The 20,129-nt window shown below is 47.2% G+C and carries 17 protein-coding genes and 1 tRNA gene; 10 read left to right on the top strand and 8 right to left on the bottom strand.

From position 1 onward, the window contains the following. Nucleotides 1-6: 6 nt before the first annotated feature. Both ispE and lolB read right to left on the bottom strand, forming a co-directional pair. Complete coding sequence (ispE, locus tag FC652_RS06575; RefSeq protein ID WP_176297966.1) at nt 7-894, bottom strand: 4-(cytidine 5'-diphospho)-2-C-methyl-D-erythritol kinase; 888 nt, start codon at nt 892-894, stop codon at nt 7-9. Then, nucleotides 879-1,487, bottom strand: a complete 609-nt coding sequence (gene lolB / locus FC652_RS06570) for a lipoprotein insertase outer membrane protein LolB (protein ID WP_176297965.1) — start codon at nt 1,485-1,487, stop codon at nt 879-881. Before lolB ends, ispE begins: the two co-directional genes overlap by 16 nt. Nucleotides 1,488-1,646: 159 nt before the next feature. On the opposite strand from lolB, the gene hemA reads away from it, so the two are divergent. The 8 genes from hemA (at nt 1,647) to ybaK (ending at nt 9,673) form a co-directional block, all read left to right on the top strand. After that, the gene (gene hemA / locus FC652_RS06565) at nt 1,647-2,906 is read left to right on the top strand and encodes a glutamyl-tRNA reductase (protein ID WP_176297964.1); all 1,260 of its coding nucleotides are present in this window, start codon (nt 1,647-1,649) and stop codon (nt 2,904-2,906) included. A 28-nt stretch (nt 2,907-2,934) separates the two neighbouring features. Then, nucleotides 2,935-4,023, top strand: a complete 1,089-nt coding sequence (gene prfA, locus FC652_RS06560) for a peptide chain release factor 1 (protein WP_176298100.1) — start codon at nt 2,935-2,937, stop codon at nt 4,021-4,023. Between the two features lie 4 nt (nt 4,024-4,027). Then, on the top strand, nt 4,028-4,903 hold the full coding sequence (prmC, locus tag FC652_RS06555; protein ID WP_080535763.1) for a peptide chain release factor N(5)-glutamine methyltransferase: 876 nt from the start codon (nt 4,028-4,030) through the stop codon (nt 4,901-4,903). A gap of 23 nt (nt 4,904-4,926) precedes the next feature. Beyond that, nucleotides 4,927-5,310 (top strand): SirB2 family protein, encoded by a 384-nt coding sequence (locus FC652_RS06550; protein WP_045597639.1) that lies wholly within the window; start codon nt 4,927-4,929, stop codon nt 5,308-5,310. A 38-nt stretch (nt 5,311-5,348) separates the two neighbouring features. Beyond that, nucleotides 5,349-6,158 carry a SirB1 family protein gene (locus FC652_RS06545; protein WP_011078364.1) on the top strand — a complete coding sequence of 270 codons (810 nt, stop codon included), beginning with the start codon at nt 5,349-5,351 and terminating at the stop codon, nt 6,156-6,158. Nucleotides 6,159-6,177: 19 nt separating this feature from the next. Further along, nucleotides 6,178-7,029 carry a 3-deoxy-8-phosphooctulonate synthase gene (kdsA, locus tag FC652_RS06540; RefSeq protein WP_026130489.1) on the top strand — a complete coding sequence of 284 codons (852 nt, stop codon included), beginning with the start codon at nt 6,178-6,180 and terminating at the stop codon, nt 7,027-7,029. A 403-nt stretch (nt 7,030-7,432) separates the two neighbouring features. Then, a complete protein-coding gene (gene ushA / locus FC652_RS06535; protein WP_176297963.1) occupies nt 7,433-9,094 on the top strand; it encodes a bifunctional UDP-sugar hydrolase/5'-nucleotidase UshA in 1,662 nt (553 codons plus the stop codon). 99 nt (nt 9,095-9,193) lie between these two features. Continuing rightward, the gene (ybaK, locus tag FC652_RS06530; RefSeq protein ID WP_053542084.1) at nt 9,194-9,673 is read left to right on the top strand and encodes a Cys-tRNA(Pro) deacylase; all 480 of its coding nucleotides are present in this window, start codon (nt 9,194-9,196) and stop codon (nt 9,671-9,673) included. 85 nt (nt 9,674-9,758) lie between these two features. Here the strand turns inward: ybaK and rluF are convergent, their stop codons facing one another. From rluF to FC652_RS06515, 3 genes are all read right to left on the bottom strand, one after another. Continuing rightward, nucleotides 9,759-10,802 carry a 23S rRNA pseudouridine(2604) synthase RluF gene (rluF, locus tag FC652_RS06525; RefSeq protein ID WP_176297962.1) on the bottom strand — a complete coding sequence of 348 codons (1,044 nt, stop codon included), beginning with the start codon at nt 10,800-10,802 and terminating at the stop codon, nt 9,759-9,761. A 97-nt stretch (nt 10,803-10,899) separates the two neighbouring features. Next, nucleotides 10,900-11,481, bottom strand: coding sequence for a DNA endonuclease SmrA (gene smrA, locus FC652_RS06520; RefSeq protein WP_080538037.1), 582 nt, complete (start codon nt 11,479-11,481; stop codon nt 10,900-10,902). A gap of 149 nt (nt 11,482-11,630) precedes the next feature. Then, nucleotides 11,631-11,771 carry a DUF3149 domain-containing protein gene (locus tag FC652_RS06515; protein WP_011078358.1) on the bottom strand — a complete coding sequence of 47 codons (141 nt, stop codon included), beginning with the start codon at nt 11,769-11,771 and terminating at the stop codon, nt 11,631-11,633. Between the two features lie 256 nt (nt 11,772-12,027). On the opposite strand from FC652_RS06515, the gene FC652_RS06510 reads away from it, so the two are divergent. Then, nucleotides 12,028-12,104, top strand: a tRNA-Pro gene (locus tag FC652_RS06510). 334 nt (nt 12,105-12,438) lie between these two features. Here the strand turns inward: FC652_RS06510 and FC652_RS06505 are convergent. After that, entirely contained in the window at nt 12,439-13,299 is an 861-nt protein-coding gene (locus FC652_RS06505; protein WP_176297961.1) for a TraB/GumN family protein, read from the bottom strand. Nucleotides 13,300-13,711: 412 nt separating this feature from the next. Here FC652_RS06505 and FC652_RS06500 point away from each other — a divergent pair, with 412 nt between their 5' ends. Continuing rightward, nucleotides 13,712-16,363 carry a beta-N-acetylhexosaminidase gene (locus FC652_RS06500; protein ID WP_176297960.1) on the top strand — a complete coding sequence of 884 codons (2,652 nt, stop codon included), beginning with the start codon at nt 13,712-13,714 and terminating at the stop codon, nt 16,361-16,363. 63 nt (nt 16,364-16,426) lie between these two features. Here FC652_RS06500 and FC652_RS06495 read toward each other — a convergent pair whose 3' ends face one another. Together FC652_RS06495 and FC652_RS06490 are read right to left on the bottom strand one after the other, a co-directional pair. After that, nucleotides 16,427-16,876, bottom strand: coding sequence for a DUF411 domain-containing protein (locus FC652_RS06495; protein ID WP_176297959.1), 450 nt, complete (start codon nt 16,874-16,876; stop codon nt 16,427-16,429). Nucleotides 16,877-16,884: 8 nt separating this feature from the next. Next, nucleotides 16,885-19,629 (bottom strand): cation transporter, encoded by a 2,745-nt coding sequence (locus FC652_RS06490; protein ID WP_176297958.1) that lies wholly within the window; start codon nt 19,627-19,629, stop codon nt 16,885-16,887. Nucleotides 19,630-20,129 lie beyond the last annotated feature (500 nt).

Genomic DNA, 20,129 nt, shown 5'->3' with positions numbered 1-20,129 from the left:
CAGTTTTTAAATAGGTCGGTTTTGGGCTGAAAGATAATCAGCCAACGTCTCTTTTAGCGGCGAAACATTGCGCCCTTGAGCGACAAATGCCGAGACATTGTCAGAGAGTTGGGCAAGGATTGATTCCGCTTCAGATCTGCTGCTAAATTCAGCGAAAACGCAAGATCCGGTCCCCGTCAATCTTGACGGCGCGTATTGTAGCAGCCATGAAAGTTGCTTATCAACCTTTGGGTGGATCATTCGGACAATTTTTTCGCAATCGTTTCCGTATTCGCTATCAAGAAGCGTTTCCAGAGAACGCTTTGGCGTATTTCTCGTCAAATCTGGATGCGTGAAAATATCGACGGTGGCGATGTGCACATCGGGTCTTACCACCAAATACCACTTCTCTTCTGGTTGTGCTGGAGTCAGTTTTTCACCAACACCTTCAGCAAATGCCGCATAGCCGCGCACAAAAACGGGCACATCCGCGCCCAGTTTTAAGCCAATGTCGGCTAGTTCATCATCAGAAAGACCAAGTTGCCAAAGAAAATTCAGAGCAACCAATGCCGTTGCTGCATTGGAAGAACCACCACCGATACCGCCGCCCATCGGCAATATTTTGTTCAGATGAATGTTGGCGCCCAAGGTGCATCCCGTCTTTTTCTGGAGTGCATTGGCCGCTTTCCAAATGAGATTTTGTTCTACGGGGAGATCGACAATGTCTGGCGTTAGTGTGATATGACCGCTGTCATTGGCTGTAATCGTGAGTTGATCGCCATGGTCAAGAAACTGAAATAACGTTTGCAGTTCGTGATAGCCATTTTCAGTACGGCCATTGATGTACAAGAAAAGATTGAGTTTGGCTGGTGAGGGCCAAGTTGTTGGGCTGGTAATCATTATTTTAGCGTCCACTTACTCACAACGATATTTAGTTTGATGTCTTGCTGGGTCAGGCTAAGCTTGGCCGGCAGCGGTACAACTTGCTGATGAAATTCCACATCGCGATACTGCGTGTAGGCGATATGCCAACGCTGAAAATTGAGATCTTTCTCTAATGAGCTGAGTGTATTTTGCTCATTGAGTTGAAAGTCGTCAGCGCCATTAGGCAAGCCGATGATCCAATCACTCAGTTGTTCGACAGGTATAACCAACCCGGTTAACTGTTGGACCAAAGCGGTCGCATTCTCAGCGGTTAAGATTTGATCGTCGTAGGTTTCAACGCGAGCACCTTGCGGCGTCATAGTGAGATTTAATGCGGTTTGGCCAAGAAATGTCGTAAAACGCAGGTGGCTTTGCGCTGATGAGTGTTTCCAGTAGAAGTTGAGGTTTTGTCGTTGATCTGGCGAGATGTAACCCAGTTTGCCGACGGCTTGAAATGATTGAATTTGTGACAGTTTGGCTTGATGACTTTGCCACTCAACGCTGGTGGGATGGTCCGGAAGGCCAGTACAGCCAAGCATAAACAGCGGCAAGAGCATTAACCAAAAATAAGTTCGTCGAAACATGGCGGATACTTTCTGTCTGATTTAAGTCTTTGAGCGCTCAACTATAGCATCGAACTCACGAAGTAAGGAAAACAAATCCGCTACACCCTTTTAATAAAGTCGTGCATAAAGTAAAATTCGCCTCCTAATTTTCCATTCTGTACAGAGAAAGCACTATCGATGTCTTTGCTTGCTATTGGCATAAATCACCACACCGCGTCGGTTGACTTGCGAGAGAAAGTGGCGTTTGGTCCAGACAAACTGGCCAATGCACTGCAGCAGCTCAGCCAGCATGAAGCAGTCAATGGCAGCGTGATCCTCTCTACCTGTAACCGCACCGAGGTGTATTGCGATGTCAAATCGGGTGCACGCAGCAAGGTGATTGATTGGTTGAGCCAGTTTCATCAAATCGGTTTAGAAGAGCTCAAACCGAGTTTGTATGTGTATGAAGAACAAGCGGCAATTCGCCATCTGATGCGCGTTTCTTGCGGCTTGGATTCTTTGGTGCTGGGTGAACCTCAAATATTAGGGCAGGTGAAACAGGCGTATTCCGATTCGCGCGAGCAGCAGGCGGTAGATGCGTCTTTGGAAAAATTGTTTCAGAAAACCTTTTCCGTTGCTAAGCGCGTCCGCACGGAAACCGATATTGGCGGTAACGCCGTTTCGGTCGCCTATGCCGCTTGTACGTTAGCCAAACACATTTTTGAATCATTAGCTCAATCCACGGTACTATTAGTGGGGGCTGGTGAAACCATTGAACTGGTGGCAAAACATTTAAATGCCAATGGATGTCATAAGATGATAGTGGCCAACAGAACGCGTGAGCGTGCATTGGCTCTGGCTGAACAGTTCGATGCGGAAGTGATCAGCTTACAAGATATTCCGGACCATTTGGCCCGCGCAGACATCGTCATTAGCTCAACGGCGAGCCCACTGCCGATCATTGGCAAAGGCATGGTGGAAACTGCGCTCAAGCAGCGCCGTCATCAGCCCATTTTGCTCGTGGATATTGCGGTACCGCGTGATGTGGAAGCGCAAGTGGGCGATTTGAATGATGCTTACTTGTATACTGTTGACGATTTGCAATCAATTATTGACAGCAATATCGAGCAGCGCAAAGTCGAAGCGATTCAAGCAGAAGCGATCGTGGCGGAAGAAAGTGCTGCGTTTATGAGTTGGCTTCGCTCGCTCCAAGCGGTGGACAGTATTCGTGAGTATCGCCAGTCGGCCAATGACATTCGTGAGGAATTGCTCAGCAAAGCGTTGTTAGCACTGGAAAGCGGTGGTGATCCAGAAAAAGTACTGCGCGAACTGAGTAATCGCCTGACAAATAAACTCATCCATGCACCCACACGTGCGCTACAATTGGCCGCAGAGCAGGGTGAGCCCGCAAAATTAACCGTCATTCGCCAAAGCTTAGGGCTGGATGAACTCAAATAATTCTATCAATCAGTAAGATATATAAATGATGAAAGCCTCGATTCTAACCAAGCTAGAAATGCTGGTTGAGCGTTATGAAGAAGTGCAGCACCTTCTTGGTGATCCGGGAGTGATCGGTGACCAAGACAAATTCCGTGCACTGTCAAAAGAGTATTCTCAACTTGAAGAAGTCACTAAGTGCTTTACTGCCTATCAACAAGCGCAAGAAGATTTAGTTGCTGCGGAAGAGATGGCCAAAGAAGACGACGCAGAGATGCGTGAAATGGCACAAGAAGAGATCAAAGCAGCGAAAGCGGCGATTGAAAACTTGGCCTCGGAACTGCAAATCCTGCTGTTACCGAAAGATCCGAATGACAGTCGTAACTGTTTCCTCGAAATTCGTGCGGGTGCGGGCGGTGATGAAGCCGGTATCTTTGCTGGCGATCTGTTCCGTATGTACAGCAAGTTTGCAGAAAAACGTGGTTGGCGTATTGAAGTCATGTCCGCGAATGAAGCAGAACATGGCGGCTACAAAGAGATGATCGCGAAAGTGAATGGCGATGGCGCTTACGGTTTCTTGAAGTTTGAGTCGGGCGGTCACCGTGTTCAACGTGTGCCTGCAACCGAATCGCAAGGTCGCGTACACACCTCTGCGTGTACCGTGGCAATCATGCCTGAAATTCCTGAAGCGGAAATTCCAGAGATCAAAGCAAGCGATCTAAAAATTGATACCTTCCGCTCTTCTGGTGCGGGCGGTCAGCACGTCAACACCACCGACTCGGCAATCCGTATTACCCACTTACCAACTGGTACTGTCGTGGAGTGTCAGGACGAGCGTTCACAGCACAAAAACAAAGCCAAGGCGATGGCTGTTCTAGCGGCTCGTATTGTTCAAGCTGAAGAGGCTAAGCGTGCAGCTGAAGTGTCTGACACGCGTCGTAACCTGCTTGGTTCAGGCGATCGTAGTGACCGTATTCGTACCTACAACTACCCACAAGGCCGTGTGTCAGATCACCGCATCAACTTGACGATTTACCGTCTTTCTGAAGTGATGGAAGGCGATCTTCAGTCTTTGATCGACCCTGTGATTCAGGAACACCAAGCGGACCAATTGGCTGCTTTGGCGGACAACAACTGATCCCATGTCTGAGTTGATGACACTAGATGCCGCTGTTAAACAGGCGGCATCTCGCTTTTCTGAGTTAGGCAATGATTCGCCGTCTTTAGACGCCGCGGTATTGCTTTGCCATGTACTGGATAAGCCGCGTAGCTATCTGTTTACCTGGCCAGATAAAATACTCACCGAACAAGAGCAACAGCAGTTTGAAGCCTTAGTGGCGCGTCGATTGTCTGGCGAACCGGTGGCGTACATTATCGGTGAACGAGAGTTTTGGTCTTTGCCTTTTAAAGTCGCGCCATCGACGTTAATTCCTCGCCCCGATACCGAGCGTTTAGTGGAGTTGGCGTTAGAAAAAACGGCTACGCAAACGGGCTCTATCCTCGACTTAGGCACAGGCACGGGAGCGATTGCCATTGCACTGGCGTCTGAACTGCCACATCGCACTGTGATGGGCGTGGATTTGCAGCAGGAAGCGAAGCTGCTTGCTGAGTCGAATGCGCTGGCATTGAATATCAAAAATGTGACCTTTAAACAGGGCAGCTGGTTTGAACCTGTGGCTCAAGGCACAAAGTTTGCTTTAATCGTTTCCAATCCTCCTTATATTGATGAGAATGATCCCCATCTTAATCAAGGAGATGTGCGATTTGAGCCAAAAAGTGCTCTGGTTGCCGAAGAGTCTGGCCTGGCTGATATCCGTTATATCGCGCAACAGGCACGTGACTATCTTGAGCCTCATGGCTGGCTGATGTTTGAACATGGCTACGATCAAGGTATCGCTGTTCGAGAAATCCTAGAAACGTTGGGATATCAAGAGGTAGCAACCGAGAAGGATTACGGTGGCAACGATCGAGTGACTTTGGGTTACTTCGTTGCTTTACCAGAAAACACGGATCACTAGATCCAGATATCAAAGAGAACACTATGTACGAAGCTTTGAAATACTTTCATTTACTCACCATCGTCATCAGCGCGTTGCTACTTTCCGTTCGCTATGCATTGATGATGATGAATTCAAATAAGTTGAAGCACCCATTTTTACAGCGTTTTCCTCATATCAACGACTCGTTATTGTTGTTGTCAGGTATTGCGCTGATTGTGATCACTGGTTTCATTCCATTTACCCCGTCGGCGCCTTGGCTCACCGAGAAAATCACCTGTGTAATGGCCTACATTGCTTTAGGTTTCTTCGCACTTAAACTGGGTAAAAACAAGCTGCTACGTACTTTTTCTTTCTTCGGCGCACTCGGTTGGCTGGCGATGGCAGGCAAATTAGCGGTTTCAAAGACACCGATGTTTTTCGGTTAAGAATATTTAGTGTGAATTAAGTAAACGGATAACAAGTAATGCTGGAATTGTTTGACGAAGATTTTGACAACATGGAACTGGTGGAAGGGGCGTTAGAGCTCAATAAAGCCATTAATCCAGAAACAGAAGATCTTTGGGTAAAGCATGAGTTGGCTCGTTTGTTAAAAGAAGCGGAAAACGAACTGTTTGTCGAGCGAGATGAAAAGCAGCGCTTTGATGCCTTTCTACGCCTATTTTTCATCCAATGGCAGTTCCAAGGTGATCGTGAAGCCTATTTTGATTCAGACAACAGCTTTATTGACAAAGTATTGCAGCGTCGGAAAGGTATCCCTGTCAGTTTAGGAGCGATACTGCTTTATCTAGGTCGCCAGCTTGGCTTCGATTTACATGGTGTCACCTTCCCAACCCAGTTTCTTTTGCGAGTGGATTGGTGTGAAGGGGGCGTTCAATACATCAACCCATTTAATGGTGAGTTTGTTGGCGAGCGCCTTTTACAAGCTTGGTTGATTGGTCACGAAGGGCCGTTAGCAACGTTGAAACCTGAGCATCTTGAGGTGGCGGATAACCCTACGGTGATTGGCCGCTGGCTTGCCTTGTTAAAAGGCGCACTACTTCGAGAAGAGCGCTATACTCTGGCTTTACGTTGTACCAATCTGGCGTTAACGTTTGTGCCAGATGACCCTTATGAAATTCGTGATCGCGGCTTTATCTATCAACAACTAGAGTGTCATCAAATTGCGGTGTCTGATTTTCAATATTTTATTGATCAGTGTCCCGATGACCCTGCGGCAGAGCTGCTAAAAAAACAAGTTAACGTTATGAGTGGCAAAGCGGTCACTCTACATTGATCAAATAAGAGACATAATGATGGAACAGAAAATTGTTCAGATTGGTGATATCCCAGTTGCCAACGATAAGCCATTTACTTTGTTTGCTGGCATGAACGTACTAGAGTCACGTGATTTGGCGATGCAGATCTGTGAGCACTATGTGAAAGTGACCGATAAGTTGGGCATTCCTTACGTATTTAAAGCGTCTTTCGATAAAGCCAACCGCAGTTCTGTTCACTCATACCGTGGCCCAGGTCTTGAAGAAGGGATGAAAATCTTCCAAGAGCTGAAAGACACGTTTGGCGTAAAGATCATCACCGATGTTCACACGGAAGCACAAGCGCAGCCTGTAGCGGATGTGGTGGATGTTATCCAGCTACCTGCGTTCTTGGCTCGCCAGACTGACCTTGTGGAAGCGATGGCCAAAACGGGCGCGGTAATCAACGTGAAAAAACCTCAGTTCATGAGCCCAGGTCAAGTGGGCAACATCGTTGAGAAATTTGCGGAGTGTGGCAACGATAAGATCATTCTTTGTGAGCGTGGTTCTTGTCATGGTTACGATAACCTAGTCGTAGATATGCTGGGTTTTGGCGTCATGAAAAAAGCATCAAAAGGCAGCCCAATCATTTTTGATGTGACCCACTCACTGCAAATGCGCGACCCATCAGGTGCGGCATCAGGCGGTCGCCGTGAACAGACCGTTGAACTGGCGAAAGCCGGTTTGGCAACGGGTATTGCTGGTCTGTTTATTGAGGCGCACCCAAATCCAGACCAAGCACGTTGTGATGGCCCATCGGCATTGCCACTTGACAAACTAGAGCCGTTCCTTGCGCAAATGAAAGCACTGGACGATCTGGTGAAAAGCTTCGCGAGTATCGACATCCGATAATATTTGCGTGTTATCGAGATCAAAAAGGACCGAGAAAACGGTCCTTTTTTTTGCTTGTAATTTGTCCCGCTGAACCTCTGTTTAATGCCTATTCTTCTAATACTGTTTAATTGGTGAGCTGATTCACATTTATCTCGAACGGCATGCAATCTCAGACAAACGTTTGCTTGTGATCGCGTGAGTTTTGTCACTGTAACTCTCAGGCTTTGTTACAGTTTTTCGTGGTTTTTATAGTGATCAATGCATCAGAAATATGAAAACGGACTGAAATGGTTTGGCCAGTTACTTTAAACTGTATCAAGTTTTACAGCCAACCTAACTCGGTTTAATAAATTGAGCTTATGTTTAAAAAGGCCTGTAGATATTTGCAGTGGAATCCCCAAAAAGTTCAAAAGGTATGACAATGAAGCAACGCCTGATTATAAAAACCGCGCTTAGCGCAGCTATTCTGGCAACTCTGGCGGGTTGTGCAACTCAGCCAACTCAAGAATGGGCAGCAGATACAACTTACAAACTGACAGTATTGCACACGAACGACCACCACGGCCGTTTCTGGCAAAACAAATACGGTGAGTACGGTATGGCAGCTCGCAAAACTCTGATCGACGAGCTGCGTGCTGACATCCAAGCGGAAGGCGGCAGCGTACTGCTACTTTCAGGTGGTGATATCAACACAGGTGTTCCTGAGTCAGACCTTCAAGATGCTGAGCCAGATTTCAAAGGCATGAGCAAAATCGGTTACGACGCAATGGCGCTGGGTAACCACGAGTTTGACAATCCTCTAGACGTACTGATGAAGCAGAAAGAGTGGGCTAACTTCCCAATGCTGTCTGCCAACATTTACGACAAGAAAACTGGCGAGCGCATGTTCCAAGCTTACGAGATGTTCGATAAGCAAGGCATTAAAATTGCGGTTATTGGTCTAACAACCGAAGACACAGCTAAGCTAGGCAACCCAGAATTCATTAGCGCAATTGACTTCCGTGATCCGAAGGAAGAAGCGAAGAAGCTGATTGCTGAGCTAAAAGAAACAGAAAAACCAGATTTGATCTTCGCCGTGACGCACATGGGTCACTACGAAGATGGTAAGCGTGGCATCAACGCTCCTGGCGATGTGGCACTGGCTCGTTACCTAAACGAAGGTGATCTAGACATGATCGTCGGTGGTCACTCGCAAGAGCCGGTTTGTATGGAAGCACCAAATGTGGTGAAGAAAAACTTCAAACCAGCAGACGAGTGTAAGCCAGACCAACAAAACGGTACTTACATCGTGCAAGCGCACGAGTGGGGTAAATACGTTGGCCGTGCTGATTACGAGTTCCGCAATGGTGAGCTACGCATGGTGAGCTACGATCTGATTCCGGTTAACCTGAAGAAGAAAGTGGAAGTCGATGGTAAGAGCCAGCGCGTCTTCATTGAAAGCGAAATTAAAGAAGATGCGGCATTGCTAGAATTCCTACGTCCTTACCAAGAGAAAGGGCAAGAGCAACTTAACGTCAAGATTGCAGACACAAACGGCAAGCTTGAAGGTGACCGTAATGTAGTTCGCTTCCAGCAAACTAACCTTGGTCGTCTAATCGCAGCTTCGCATATGGAGCGTGCAAAAGCTGACTTCGCAGTAATGAACTCGGGTGGTGTACGTGACTCGATTGAAGCGGGTGAAGTGACTTACAAAGATGTACTCACCGTTCAGCCTTTTGCAAACATCCTGACTTACACCGATATGACGGGTAAAGAAGTGCTGGATTACCTAAACGTTGTTGCAACGAAACCTGTTGATTCAGGTGCTTATGCGCAATTCGCAGGTATCTCAATGACAGTGGCAGACGGTAAAGTTTCTAACGTATTCATCGGTGGCAAACAGCTTCGTCTAGATGAAACTTACCGCTTCACCGTACCAAGCTACAACGCCGCGGGTGGTGATGGTTACCCTAAACTGACTGGCCACCCTGGTTACGTGAACACTGGTTTTGTGGATGCTGAAGTACTGAAAGAGTTCCTAGAGAAGAACAGCCCAATCGATGTGAACAAGTTCGCGCCAAATGGTGAAATTGTTTACAAATAATCGATAAGAGAAAGAGTTTGACTCAATCTCGCTGATATCTTTAACTAAAGCGCTATTTCGATCTGGAATAGCGCTTTTTGTTTATACAGGAGAGAGACGATGACTCCGGCTATCAATCTTGCCAAGAAAAAGAAAGTTCCTCATACCATCCATGAATATCAGCACGATCCACGAGCGGCAAGCTATGGCTTGGAAGCGGCAGAAGTGCTTGGGCAAGATCCAAAGAAAGTCTTTAAAACGTTGCTATTTTGCTTAAATGGCGAAGCAAAAAATTTGGCGGTAGCGATCATTCCCGTTGACCAAAAACTCAATCTAAAATTGGCAGCGAAAGCCGCTAATGGCAAAAAAGCCGATATGGCCGATCCTGAAATCGCGCAAAAAACCACAGGCTATGTCGTGGGCGGCATTAGTCCGCTCGGGCAAAAGAAAGCTCTGCCCACCTTTCTCCATATCAGTGCAGAGCAACAAGAGACCATTTGTGTCAGTGCAGGCAAGCGTGGCTTAGAGATTGAGTTAGCACCCAAAGATTTACTTATGCTCACTCGAGGGCATTTTGCTGAGCTCTGTTTAGAGGCCTAAGCTCTTTGAGGGGTAAAATAGAATACGTTTGGTGAACAACAAAGGACGCTCGTTCGAGCGTCCTTTTTAATGGTTGCGAGGAATATTATTTCTTAAGAGTCAAAGTGCCGCCCGTGCGTTTGACGGGTTTTGCTGCGTTGGGATTGTCATAGCGTTTTGCTTTTCCAGCTTGCTCTTGGCGCTTTGGTTTTTCAAAACGCGGTTTATCGCCATCCTGCTGCTTTCTTTGCTGCGCTTTTTTTGAATTTGGCGCATGGCGAAACTCATCAGCATTGTTGCCTTTGAAAGTGCGCTGTTTTTGGTTGCGACGTGCAGTAGAGGTTTGGTTTTCCTCACGGCTGTCAAACAGCTTAGCGTCGGTGGCTTTGCGAATACGGCGGCCTTTGGCATCAACGCGAGAGGCTTCTTCGGTGCCAACAGAGCCTTCACACATCGCAAGGATCTCCGTCACCTCATCGTCGGTAAGGTAACGCCACTTACCGTTCGGAATGCCGTCGAGAGAAATGTTCATAATGCGCACACGACGCAGTTTAAACACTTCATAGCCGAGTGCTTCACACATACGGCGGATCTGGCGGTTCAAACCTTGAGTTAAAACAATACGGAAGGAGAACTTGGTTTCCTGTGTGACTTTGCAAGGCAAGGTTACGGTATCGAGAATATTGACGCCGCTCGACATTGCTTTAATAAACTCAGGTGTAATGGCTTTATCCACTCGCACCACATACTCTTTTTCGTGGTGGTTACCCGCACGGAGAATCTTATTAACAATATCCCCATCATTGGTTAGGAAAATCAGACCGTCAGACGGTTTATCCAATCGACCAATTGGGAAAATACGCTTCTTATGACCAATAAAATCAACGATATTGCCCGGAATGTTGCGTTCAGTGGTACAGGTTATGCCGGTGGGTTTATTGAGCGCGATGTAGACCGGTTTTTCTTTCGTGGCAACGGGTTTTCCATCGACACAAACATCATCACCAGGTAGGACTTTGGTGCCCATTTCTGGCTGTTTGCCATTGATGGTGACGCGACCTTGCTCGATGAGTTTATCGGCTTCTCGGCGTGAGCAAAAACCAGTTTCACTGATGTATTTATTAAGGCGTTTAGCGTTATCTTGGGACATGTTGTTCTCTCTTAACGTTTCACAACGGCGTTGTATCGATCACTCCCTTACTGGCTGTAAGGGAAATTGGGGCGTGCATTCTAGCACTGAATAAATGTTAGCCTAAGCGTTTTTGATGGCGTTCTCGATTCTCGAGTTTTTTATCGGCACTTTTCTGCAACAAAACGTAGAGAGCGCCAGTTCCACCATGAAAACGCTGCGCACTGTGGCAACATTGCACTTCTTTAATCTGCATTAACCACGTCGTGACAAAACTTTTCATCTTGGCGGGGGGATCGGATAGCTCGCCTCGACCATGAGCGATCACGACGGTGCGAATGTCCATTTTCATGCATTGTTTGAGAAAGTGAACAAGTTCATCTCGTGCTTCTTTGAGTGATTTCTTATGCAGGTCTAGTCGGGCTTGGATGGGGTACTTGCCTAAACGCAACTTACGATAGACACCCTCTTGTACGCCGTCTCTTTTAAACTCCACCATGTCATCAGGTTTGAGCATTTCTGCGTGATCAAGGCTGAGGTGCTCTGGATTATCCTCGGTGAGCCAAATCGCCGCTTCGCGCCGCGCCAATTGCGATTCACTGACTTGGTGTTTTTTCTTGTGCTCAGCAGTGTCATGAGTGATGGGCTTTACATCCCCCATCATTTGTTGGAAAAGTTCGAAATCATCGTCGTGAGACATAACGGCATCTCAAAGCTTGATTAATGGTTGCAGGAGTATACCAACGGTTGGGGGAAAACGATCAATCCAGAGAATAAAAAACCGGAACAGGCAGAAAACCCATTCCGGTGCAAAGCGTTTCTATAAAAGATTATAGAGCTTGGCGATATCTAGTGAGGAGATTTGTCATTCATGACCTTGTAAACGATGAAACCGCCGTAAAACAGCATTAGACCTAGTGCACCAAATATGACAATCATTGAAGAAAGTCCTACCGCATTACCGAATAGCAAATCGAGCCAAAAGTCCATGGTTTCCCCCAAAGTGTGAAGACAGGGTAAAGTTAAAAGCTGGTGCTATTTTGCACACTGATCTGGATCAATTGTGTTGCATAAGTTAACGGTATGTTTTTGTTGGTGTGTTTCTGCTCACATTTTATGTGCTACTGGTGGCGGAATAAGCAAACGGATAAATTATTACAAAAAAACTGCGCTTAGCTCTTGCGTCGTCAGCCAGAATCCGTAATATACGCATCCGTTGACGGAACAAAGCTTCTGTGAAACATCTCGGTGAATAGCGCAGCTTGGTAGCGCATCTGGTTTGGGACCAGAGGGTCGGGGGTTCGAATCCCTCTTCACCGACCACTTTAAGAAAGCCTGCTTTTTAGCAGGCTTTCGTCGTTTTGGTTTTAGACAAAGTTTGCTTACTGATGTTGAACCTTGTGGGGTTCGCCTGACGTTAGAATATAGATCTTCACCGACCATATTAAGAAAAGGCCCTGCAGAAATGTAGGGCCTTTTTGCAATGTTTTGGTTGTAGAGAACGGGGGCTGGAACGCCAGTCCGATGGAAGCCCATCCGCGTCGATTTCCTCTTCACCGACTACTTTTAGAAAGCCTGCTTTTATAGCAGGCTTTCGTCGTTTGGGGTGAGGCAAAGTTTGTTCGCTGATGCCGAACCTTTTATGAGGTGGCCAAAATTAGAAATGGCATTGCGCAGGCTGGCTTTGGGTCAGTTGCTCGGTTTTAAAACCGAATTGCTCGAGCAGTGCAATGAGATTCTCTTTACCCACCAGATGCAACGCTCCGACCACCACTGCATAATGACCAGGCTCCTCTTGAGCAAGTTGAGAGAGCTTTTGGACCCAATCGTGATTTCTATCCGTCAGCATCGCTTTTTCCAACTCAGGGGAGATCTCCGACAGGTTAGCGAACTCCACCAGTTTTTGTTTGTCGCCTTTTTGCCAGCTCTCAACCAAACAAGAGAGTAACTGCTCACTTTCACTAAACTCTGACAGCGCACTAATCAGCAATTCTTTGCCATCTTGAGGTGTTTTGGTGAGTAGATCGATTTGAAATTGCGCACTTTCCAACGGATGAAGAGGGACACCATGTTGACGTGCTTTTTGAATAAGATAAGTATCCACGCCAAGTTCTGAGTGGTAGCCCAGTTTTTGTACTTGAGCCATTTGGATGGTTAAGGCACTTGCCCACGGCGGAGCAAGCATCAATTGTTGATAGGGCAAGCCGAGCTCATTGGCGATTTGTTGCAGCTGCTGTTTCTGTTCATCGGTGAGGACTTGCTGACTGACATAGCGTTGAGGTGGATAAGTCACTTGATTCAATTGCGATAAATCGGCCTCCACAATGAGAGCTTGGCTGTTAGCGATGGCGTTTTCTATCTCATTGGGTAGCGGGTACAGTGCATCGCTTCCCACATGAATCGAGCCTAATATTCTGAACTCCGTTTTACCTTTGGTGGCTTTCCACACTAATGGTTCGGCAATTACCGTGGGAACGAGAGTTACAATCGCAATAATAAGGGTAACGAGCTTGAGCATGTTTTGCTTCCTGAAAAATGTTCCGGCAAATTTGTTGATTTGGTAAAAATGACGAGGGTTAACGGAGCTAAAAGTGAGATCAAATACTCAATTTCAATGTCAAATTCTGATGATTTGAATTTTAAAGCACGTCACCATTGTGGGAAATTTCTTTCAATAGTGTCCATTGTGTTGATGTTTTTGTGATCTGTATACGATAAAAACTCGTCAAAAATGAAATTACGAATTTAACGTACGTTTTAACTTGTTGAAATTAAAGTTTTTATATTTTCGTATTCGTTCTCAGTTTGAACTAGATCACTTCTCCTACTTATTAATTTCACGCTTAGAAAAAACTCGCTGTATGTTGAATGCATTGGTAAGTAACAGCCGTTTTGGCTGGATTGATTTTCTGAGTTTTAGGGTAAGTAAGATGTTGAAACAAACTTTAATTGCTGCGTCGGTTATCGCTTCTTTAGCGGGTTGTTCTACATTACAAAGTGATGAGCAACGTGTCGTCAATTCATTAGCGGATAATTTGGATATTCAATACCAAGTTATGACAAATCATGGCGCGAACGAGGGGCTGGCCTGTGGTGATATGGGGGCTGAATGGGCTTCTTGTAACCGAGTGAATATGACGCTGGTGAATCAAGGCGAAGCGGTCAGCTCGAAAGATTGGGCCATTTACTTTCACAGCATCCGTCTGATTTTAGATGTGGAAAATGACCAATTTAAAATCTCTCGTGTAACAGGTGATCTACACAAATTAGAACCGACGGACAAATTTGATGGTTTTGCCGCAGGTGAAGAAGTCGTACTGCCTCTGATTGGTGAATACTGGACGTTGTTTGAAACCGATTTTATGCCAGGTGCTTTCGTCACGGCGCCAAACGCAGAGCCAAAGATGATTGCCTCTCTAAACACGGAAGATGTGGCATCTTTCGTCGCCGGTCTTGAAGGTAACAACCTAAAACGTACGCCAGATGACAACAATGTATTCGCGAGTGCTGTGTCTCGCTTTGAGAAGAACCAAGACCTAGCAAAACAAGATGTATCAACTACGCTGCTACCGACGCCACTGTTTGTGGAAGCAGGCAAGGGCACAGTTGATATCGCGGCGGGTATTGCGCTGCCTAAAGACGCATTCGATGCAGCTCAATTTGCAGCAATTCAAGAACGTGCAGAAGTGGTTGGTGTGAATGTTCGCGGTGATGTTCCGGTTAGCATCACGGTTGTTCCAGCGGACTTCACTGGTGAGTTAGCAAAATCGGGTGCTTACGAGATGAGCATCCAAGGCGACGGTATTGCGATTAAAGCGTTTGACCAAGCAGGCGCTTTCTACGCAGTGCAATCTATCTTTGGCCTGATAGACAGCCAACATGCTAATTCTCTACCACAACTGTCGATCAAAGATGCGCCTCGTTTTGATTACCGTGGCGTAATGGTGGATGTGGCTCGTAACTTCCACTCTAAAGACGCCATTCTTGCGACGCTAGACCAAATGGCGGCGTATAAGATGAACAAACTTCATCTTCATCTAACGGATGATGAAGGTTGGCGTTTGGAAATCCCGGGTCTGCCTGAGCTGACAGAAGTGGGTGCTAATCGTTGTTTCGACGTTGAAGAGAAAAGCTGTTTACTGCCTCAGCTTGGCTCGGGTCCAACGTCAGACAACTTTGGTTCTGGCTACTTCAGCAAAGCAGACTACGTAGAAATCCTGAAGTACGCCAAAGCACGTAACATCGAAGTGATTCCAGAAATCGACATGCCAGCCCACGCTCGTGCCGCAGTGGTATCGATGGAGGCACGTTACGATCGTCTCATGGCCGAAGGAAAAGAAGCACAAGCGAACGAATTCCGCCTGATGGATCCTCAAGATACATCGAACGTGACGACGGTTCAGTTCTACGATAAGCAAAGCTTTATCAACCCATGTATGGAATCGTCAACGCGCTTTGTTGATAAGGTGATTTCAGAAGTGGCAGCCATGCACGCAGAAGCAGGCGCACCGCTAACAACATGGCACTTCGGTGGTGACGAAGCGAAGAACATCAAGCTAGGCGCTGGCTTCCAAGATGTTAACGCGCAAGACAAAGTAAGCTGGAAAGGCACGATTGACCTGTCTAAGCAAGACAAGCCATTTGCCCAGTCGCCACAATGTCAGACGCTCATTACCGATGGCACAGTCAGTGACTTCGGTCATCTGCCAAGTCACTTTGCAGAGCAAGTATCGAAGATTGTGGCCGAGAAGGGCATTCCAAACTTCCAAGCGTGGCAAGATGGCTTGAAGTACAGCGAAGGTGAGAACGCGTTCGCAACAGAAAATACGCGCGTAAACTTCTGGGACGTTCTGTACTGGGGCGGTACATCTTCAGTGTACGAGTGGTCGAAGAAAGGTTACGACGTGATCGTGTCTAACCCAGACTACGTGTACATGGACATGCCATACGAAGTGGACCCGAAAGAGCGCGGTTACTACTGGGCAACACGTGCAACAGACACGCGTAAGATGTTCGGCTTTGCGCCAGAGAACATGCCGCAAAACGCTGAAACCTCTTTAGACCGTGATGGCAACGGCTTTACGGGCAAAGGTGAAATTGAAGCGGAACCTTTCTACGGCCTATCAGCGCAGCTTTGGTCTGAAACCGTGCGTAACGATGAGCAATATGAGTACATGGTATTCCCTCGCGTACTCGCCGCCGCTGAGCGTGCATGGCACCGCGCGGATTGGGAAAACGACTACAAAGTGGGTGTGGAATACTCGCAAAACTCAAACCTAGTGGACAAAGCGGCGCTAAACCAAGACTACAACCGCTTTGCCAACGTACTTGGTCAACGTGAACTGGCGAAACTGGAAAAATCAGGCATCGACTACCGCCTACCTGTACCGGGTGCGAAAGTCGAAGAGGGTAAGCTAGCTATGAACGTTCAGTTCCCTGGCGTCACGCTTCAATACTCGCTAGACGGCAAAAACTGGCTGACGTACGCGGATGATGCTCGTCCAACCGTAGAAGGTGAAGTCTTTATCCGTTCTGTGTCTGCGACAGGCGAGAAAGCAAGCCGAGTAACAAGCGTGAAGTAATGCTTAGCGCGTACAGAAAGAAAAACCCAGCTCAGCTGGGTTTTTCTCTTTATTGTTCAATCGCTATTTTTGATTGCCTTCATGGCGGCGATATTCAAACACTTGACCTTGTTCGTTAAAGGCATACACAGAGTAGCTGTCTTTTTTGTCGCCATATTCCATGCCCGGAGATCCCATTGGCATGCCCGGAACCGCAAGGCCTTTCGCGTTGCGAGGTGGGTTTTCTAAAAAGGCTTTGATATCGTCAGCCGGAATATGCCCCTCAAATACGTAGCCTTCAATTTCCGCAGTATGGCATGAATAGAGTTGCTCGTTCTTCAATCCTAGCTTCTGCTTAACGCTGTTCATATCATCGTGAAGCTCTTCTTTTACGGTGAAACCATTCTCTTCCATGTGTTTGGTCCAATCACCGCAGCATCCACAGTAAGGTGATTTATGGTTGATGACGTCCGCTGCCAAAACGTTTGCTGACAGACCTGTCAGCAGCATAAGAGTAAGTGTTTTTAGTTTCATAGTGACCCCTAAGAGCGTGTTGTCGTTTTAAATAAGCGTAGTCGATTGGCGTTGCTGACCACGGTAATGGAAGAGAGTGCCATGGCTGCACCAGCCACCACAGGACTCAAAAGAAAACCGGATACAGGATACAGTACGCCAGCTGCCACTGGAATACCCAAAGAGTTGTAAATAAAGGCACCAAAGAGATTTTGCTTCATGTTTTTCACCGTCGCTTTGGACAGTTCAATGGCGTTGAGAACGGCAAGTGGTGACGAGTTGAGCAGCGTCATCTGTGCGCTTTCAATCGCCACATCACTGCCACTGCCCATCGCAATGCCAATATCGGCCAAGGCTAGAGCTGGCGCGTCATTAATGCCGTCACCGACCATGGCGACTTTGCGACCTTGCGATTGAAGGCGTTCAATATGGCTCGCTTTCTCATCGGGCAGCACTTGCGCGATGACTTCATCGATACCCAACTCTTGAGCAATGGCGTTGGCCACGCTTTGGTTGTCACCTGTCAGCATTACGGTGTGGATGCCTTCTCTCTTCAAGGCTTGGATAGCTTGTTTAGAATCGCTTTTGATTGGGTCTGAAATGGCGATCAAACCGATTAAACGCTGGTTAAGCACGGCAGCGACTGGCGTCCAAGCGTTTTGCGCACATTCGTCAATCGCCTCAGTGGCGACGCTCAAGTCAAATTGCTGTGCTTGTAAGTGATTTAATGACACCACCAATAGCTCATCCCCCGCAATGACGGCGCGAACCCCTTTGCCTCGCATATTTTCAAACTGGCTCACTTCAAGCGCAGGTGCTTTGTGGTGTAGGGCGTCTGCCACAATCGCTTTGGCGAGTGGATGCTCTGATTGCTGTTCGGCACTCAACAGCAGTGAACGTAAATGCTGCTGATCGTAGTCAAAGGTATAAAGCGCTTGGACTTTGGGGGCTCCTTGGGTCAAGGTGCCGGTTTTGTCGAATACCACAGTGTCAATTTTGCTGGCCGATTGCAGTACATCCGCATCTCGGATCAAAATGCCCATTTCAGCCGCTTTACCAACCCCCACCGTCACCGACAATGGGGTTGCAAGGCCGAGTGCGCAGGGGCACGCGATGATCAGTACGGTGGTGGTGACCACCAACATGTAACTGGCTTTTGGCTCTGGGCCAACGAAAAACCAAATTGCCGCAGAGAAAAGGGCAATGGCCACGACAACAGGCACGAAGACCGATGAAATCTGATCCGCCAGTTTGGCGATAGCGGGCTTACTGCTTTGCGCCTGACGCACCATACGGATAATACGAGCCAGCATGGTATCAGCACCGATCCCAGTTGCTTGAATAATTAAGCTGCCGTCATTATTTAGAGTGCCAGCAGAAACGTTGTCTTGCGCTTGTTTGAAAACCGGAACGGGTTCACCTGTGAGCATGGATTCGTCGAGATATGACTCGCCAGAAATCACCAAACCATCAACGGGAATTTTTTCTCCCGGCTTGATGCGCAGTTTCATCCCTAATTGAATCTGTTTAACAGCGATGGTTTGCTCGCCTTGGTCGGTGATCAAACTTGCGGTTTGAGGCTGGAGGTTGATCAGCGATTGCAGCGATTGAGTTGTACGCGCTTTGGCTTTCGCTTCGATATAGTGTCCTAGTGAAATCAAGCCGACAATCATCGCACTGGCTTCAAAATAAACGTGACGTGAGGCTTGCGGAAACCAACTCGGAAATAAAACCACCAACATCGAGTAGAGCCAAGCTGCTCCAGTCCCCAATGCAACCAGCGTATCCATGGTGGCGCGTTTGTGAGTGAGTGCTAACCACGCATTAGTAAAGAAACTTTTTCCCGCGGTAGCAAGCAACAATAGGCAGACTAAGCCGACAATTCCCCATGCGATCTGATCTTGAGTGTTTGCGATACTCATGCTGCCACCTAATACACCCCACAACATCAGTGGCGCACCAAGGGCAATTCCTGTGAAAGCGCTGACTTTGTGTTTTCGCTGCGCTTGCATCATTTGTTCACTTTGCTTTTGTTGTGTCAGTTCAGCGTCGAGCACTACTTCCGCCTGATAACCCGATTGTTTGACGGCGGCAAGCAATGCGTCCGTTAAGTCCGCTCTGCTTGAGCGTGTAAACACAAGTGCACTTTGCTCTGCAAGATTGACTTGCGCCTTGTCAATTCCATCGACAGAAAGCAGCGCTTTTTCGACGGACGAAACGCAACTTGCGCAGGTCATGCCTTGAATCAGTAACGGTATGCTTTCCTGAAGTTCCGGTGAGGTGATCGCCTCTGTGGATAAGAGAGAGGAGTCAACCTCGCGCGTGGGTTCACTTTGCGGCAATAGTAAAGAAGTCACTGCGGGCGCTTGCGCTACCTCTGTTGTTGCGGCATCCCCAGGTAGGGCTTGGTAACCAATAGAAGCAATAAGCTCAATGACCGCTTGTTCACTCAAGCTGGTGGTGATAGCAAGTTCTGTTTTGCTCACGGTGAAGCGAATCACCTCGCTGTGCTCACTGAGTAAGGCGTTCACTTTATTGACGCAGCGACCACAGTTAAGCCCTTGAAGTTGGAAGTGATAATCATGACCAGCATGATAACCAAGCTTTTCTATCGTCTCAGCAATCTCGACCAGAGTGGACGGGGTCTCTAAGCTGATTTCGTTGGGAGACAGCGCTTGAATCGTGACACTGTGCTCGGCATGCAGTGCTTTCTCTACCTTACGAGCGCAACCCATGCAGTTGAGGCCAGAGAGCGCAAGGGTAAATTGGTTCATCTTTTTATCTCCCACGAAATAATGTGGCAATAAAGATAAACCTTACCGCCGGGGGAAGGTCAAGCATTGGTTCGTGCAATCAATTACGTCAAAATGGCTTTGCCGTACCGATATTTCGCCTCATTTCCTTGCGAGGCACTTCAATCTTTTTTCTTTGGAAATATAAAGTTCCATTAATTGAGCTAAAAGTTGTGTGAGTCGCTTCACGATACGGCAACATATTTGCCGCCACGTCGCAATAAAAAACTAAATTTGACGTTTTTTACATTTATCTTTTCTTTTTAAGGTGTTGATTTTTAATTGTTTACATTGTTTTTCATTGATTTATTTTGAACTGGCTCAGGTTGTTGGAACTGCCATTTTTTAAAGAAAAAAAAGTCTGAGATATTTGCCCCGTCCAAAATTTAGTTCTCCAAAAAAATCAGATGGTTACTAGGAATAGCAACTCATCGAGTTTAACGAAGAACAAGGAAAAACATAATTCTAAATAGGGGTTAATC

The organism is Vibrio sp. 05-20-BW147, assembly GCF_013369385.1.
Lineage (GTDB): Bacteria > Pseudomonadota > Gammaproteobacteria > Enterobacterales > Vibrionaceae > Vibrio > Vibrio floridensis.
This window is presented reverse-complemented; position numbering and strand designations above follow the sequence as displayed.

Coding starts and splice junctions, on each gene's coding strand:
- FC652_RS06495 (WP_176297959.1), bottom strand. CDS start 16,876: ATGAAACTAAAAACACTTACTCTTATGCTGCTGACAGGTCTGTCAGCA.
- hemA (WP_176297964.1), top strand. CDS start 1,647: ATGTCTTTGCTTGCTATTGGCATAAATCACCACACCGCGTCGGTTGAC.
- FC652_RS06490 (WP_176297958.1), bottom strand. CDS start 19,629: ATGAACCAATTTACCCTTGCGCTCTCTGGCCTCAACTGCATGGGTTGC.
- kdsA (WP_026130489.1), top strand. CDS start 6,178: ATGGAACAGAAAATTGTTCAGATTGGTGATATCCCAGTTGCCAACGAT.
- FC652_RS06545 (WP_011078364.1), top strand. CDS start 5,349: ATGCTGGAATTGTTTGACGAAGATTTTGACAACATGGAACTGGTGGAA.
- FC652_RS06515 (WP_011078358.1), bottom strand. CDS start 11,771: ATGGACTTTTGGCTCGATTTGCTATTCGGTAATGCGGTAGGACTTTCT.
- rluF (WP_176297962.1), bottom strand. CDS start 10,802: ATGTCCCAAGATAACGCTAAACGCCTTAATAAATACATCAGTGAAACT.
- ybaK (WP_053542084.1), top strand. CDS start 9,194: ATGACTCCGGCTATCAATCTTGCCAAGAAAAAGAAAGTTCCTCATACC.
- smrA (WP_080538037.1), bottom strand. CDS start 11,481: ATGTCTCACGACGATGATTTCGAACTTTTCCAACAAATGATGGGGGAT.
- prfA (WP_176298100.1), top strand. CDS start 2,935: ATGAAAGCCTCGATTCTAACCAAGCTAGAAATGCTGGTTGAGCGTTAT.
- prmC (WP_080535763.1), top strand. CDS start 4,028: ATGTCTGAGTTGATGACACTAGATGCCGCTGTTAAACAGGCGGCATCT.
- FC652_RS06550 (WP_045597639.1), top strand. CDS start 4,927: ATGTACGAAGCTTTGAAATACTTTCATTTACTCACCATCGTCATCAGC.
- lolB (WP_176297965.1), bottom strand. CDS start 1,487: ATGTTTCGACGAACTTATTTTTGGTTAATGCTCTTGCCGCTGTTTATG.
- ushA (WP_176297963.1), top strand. CDS start 7,433: ATGAAGCAACGCCTGATTATAAAAACCGCGCTTAGCGCAGCTATTCTG.
- FC652_RS06500 (WP_176297960.1), top strand. CDS start 13,712: ATGTTGAAACAAACTTTAATTGCTGCGTCGGTTATCGCTTCTTTAGCG.
- FC652_RS06505 (WP_176297961.1), bottom strand. CDS start 13,299: ATGCTCAAGCTCGTTACCCTTATTATTGCGATTGTAACTCTCGTTCCC.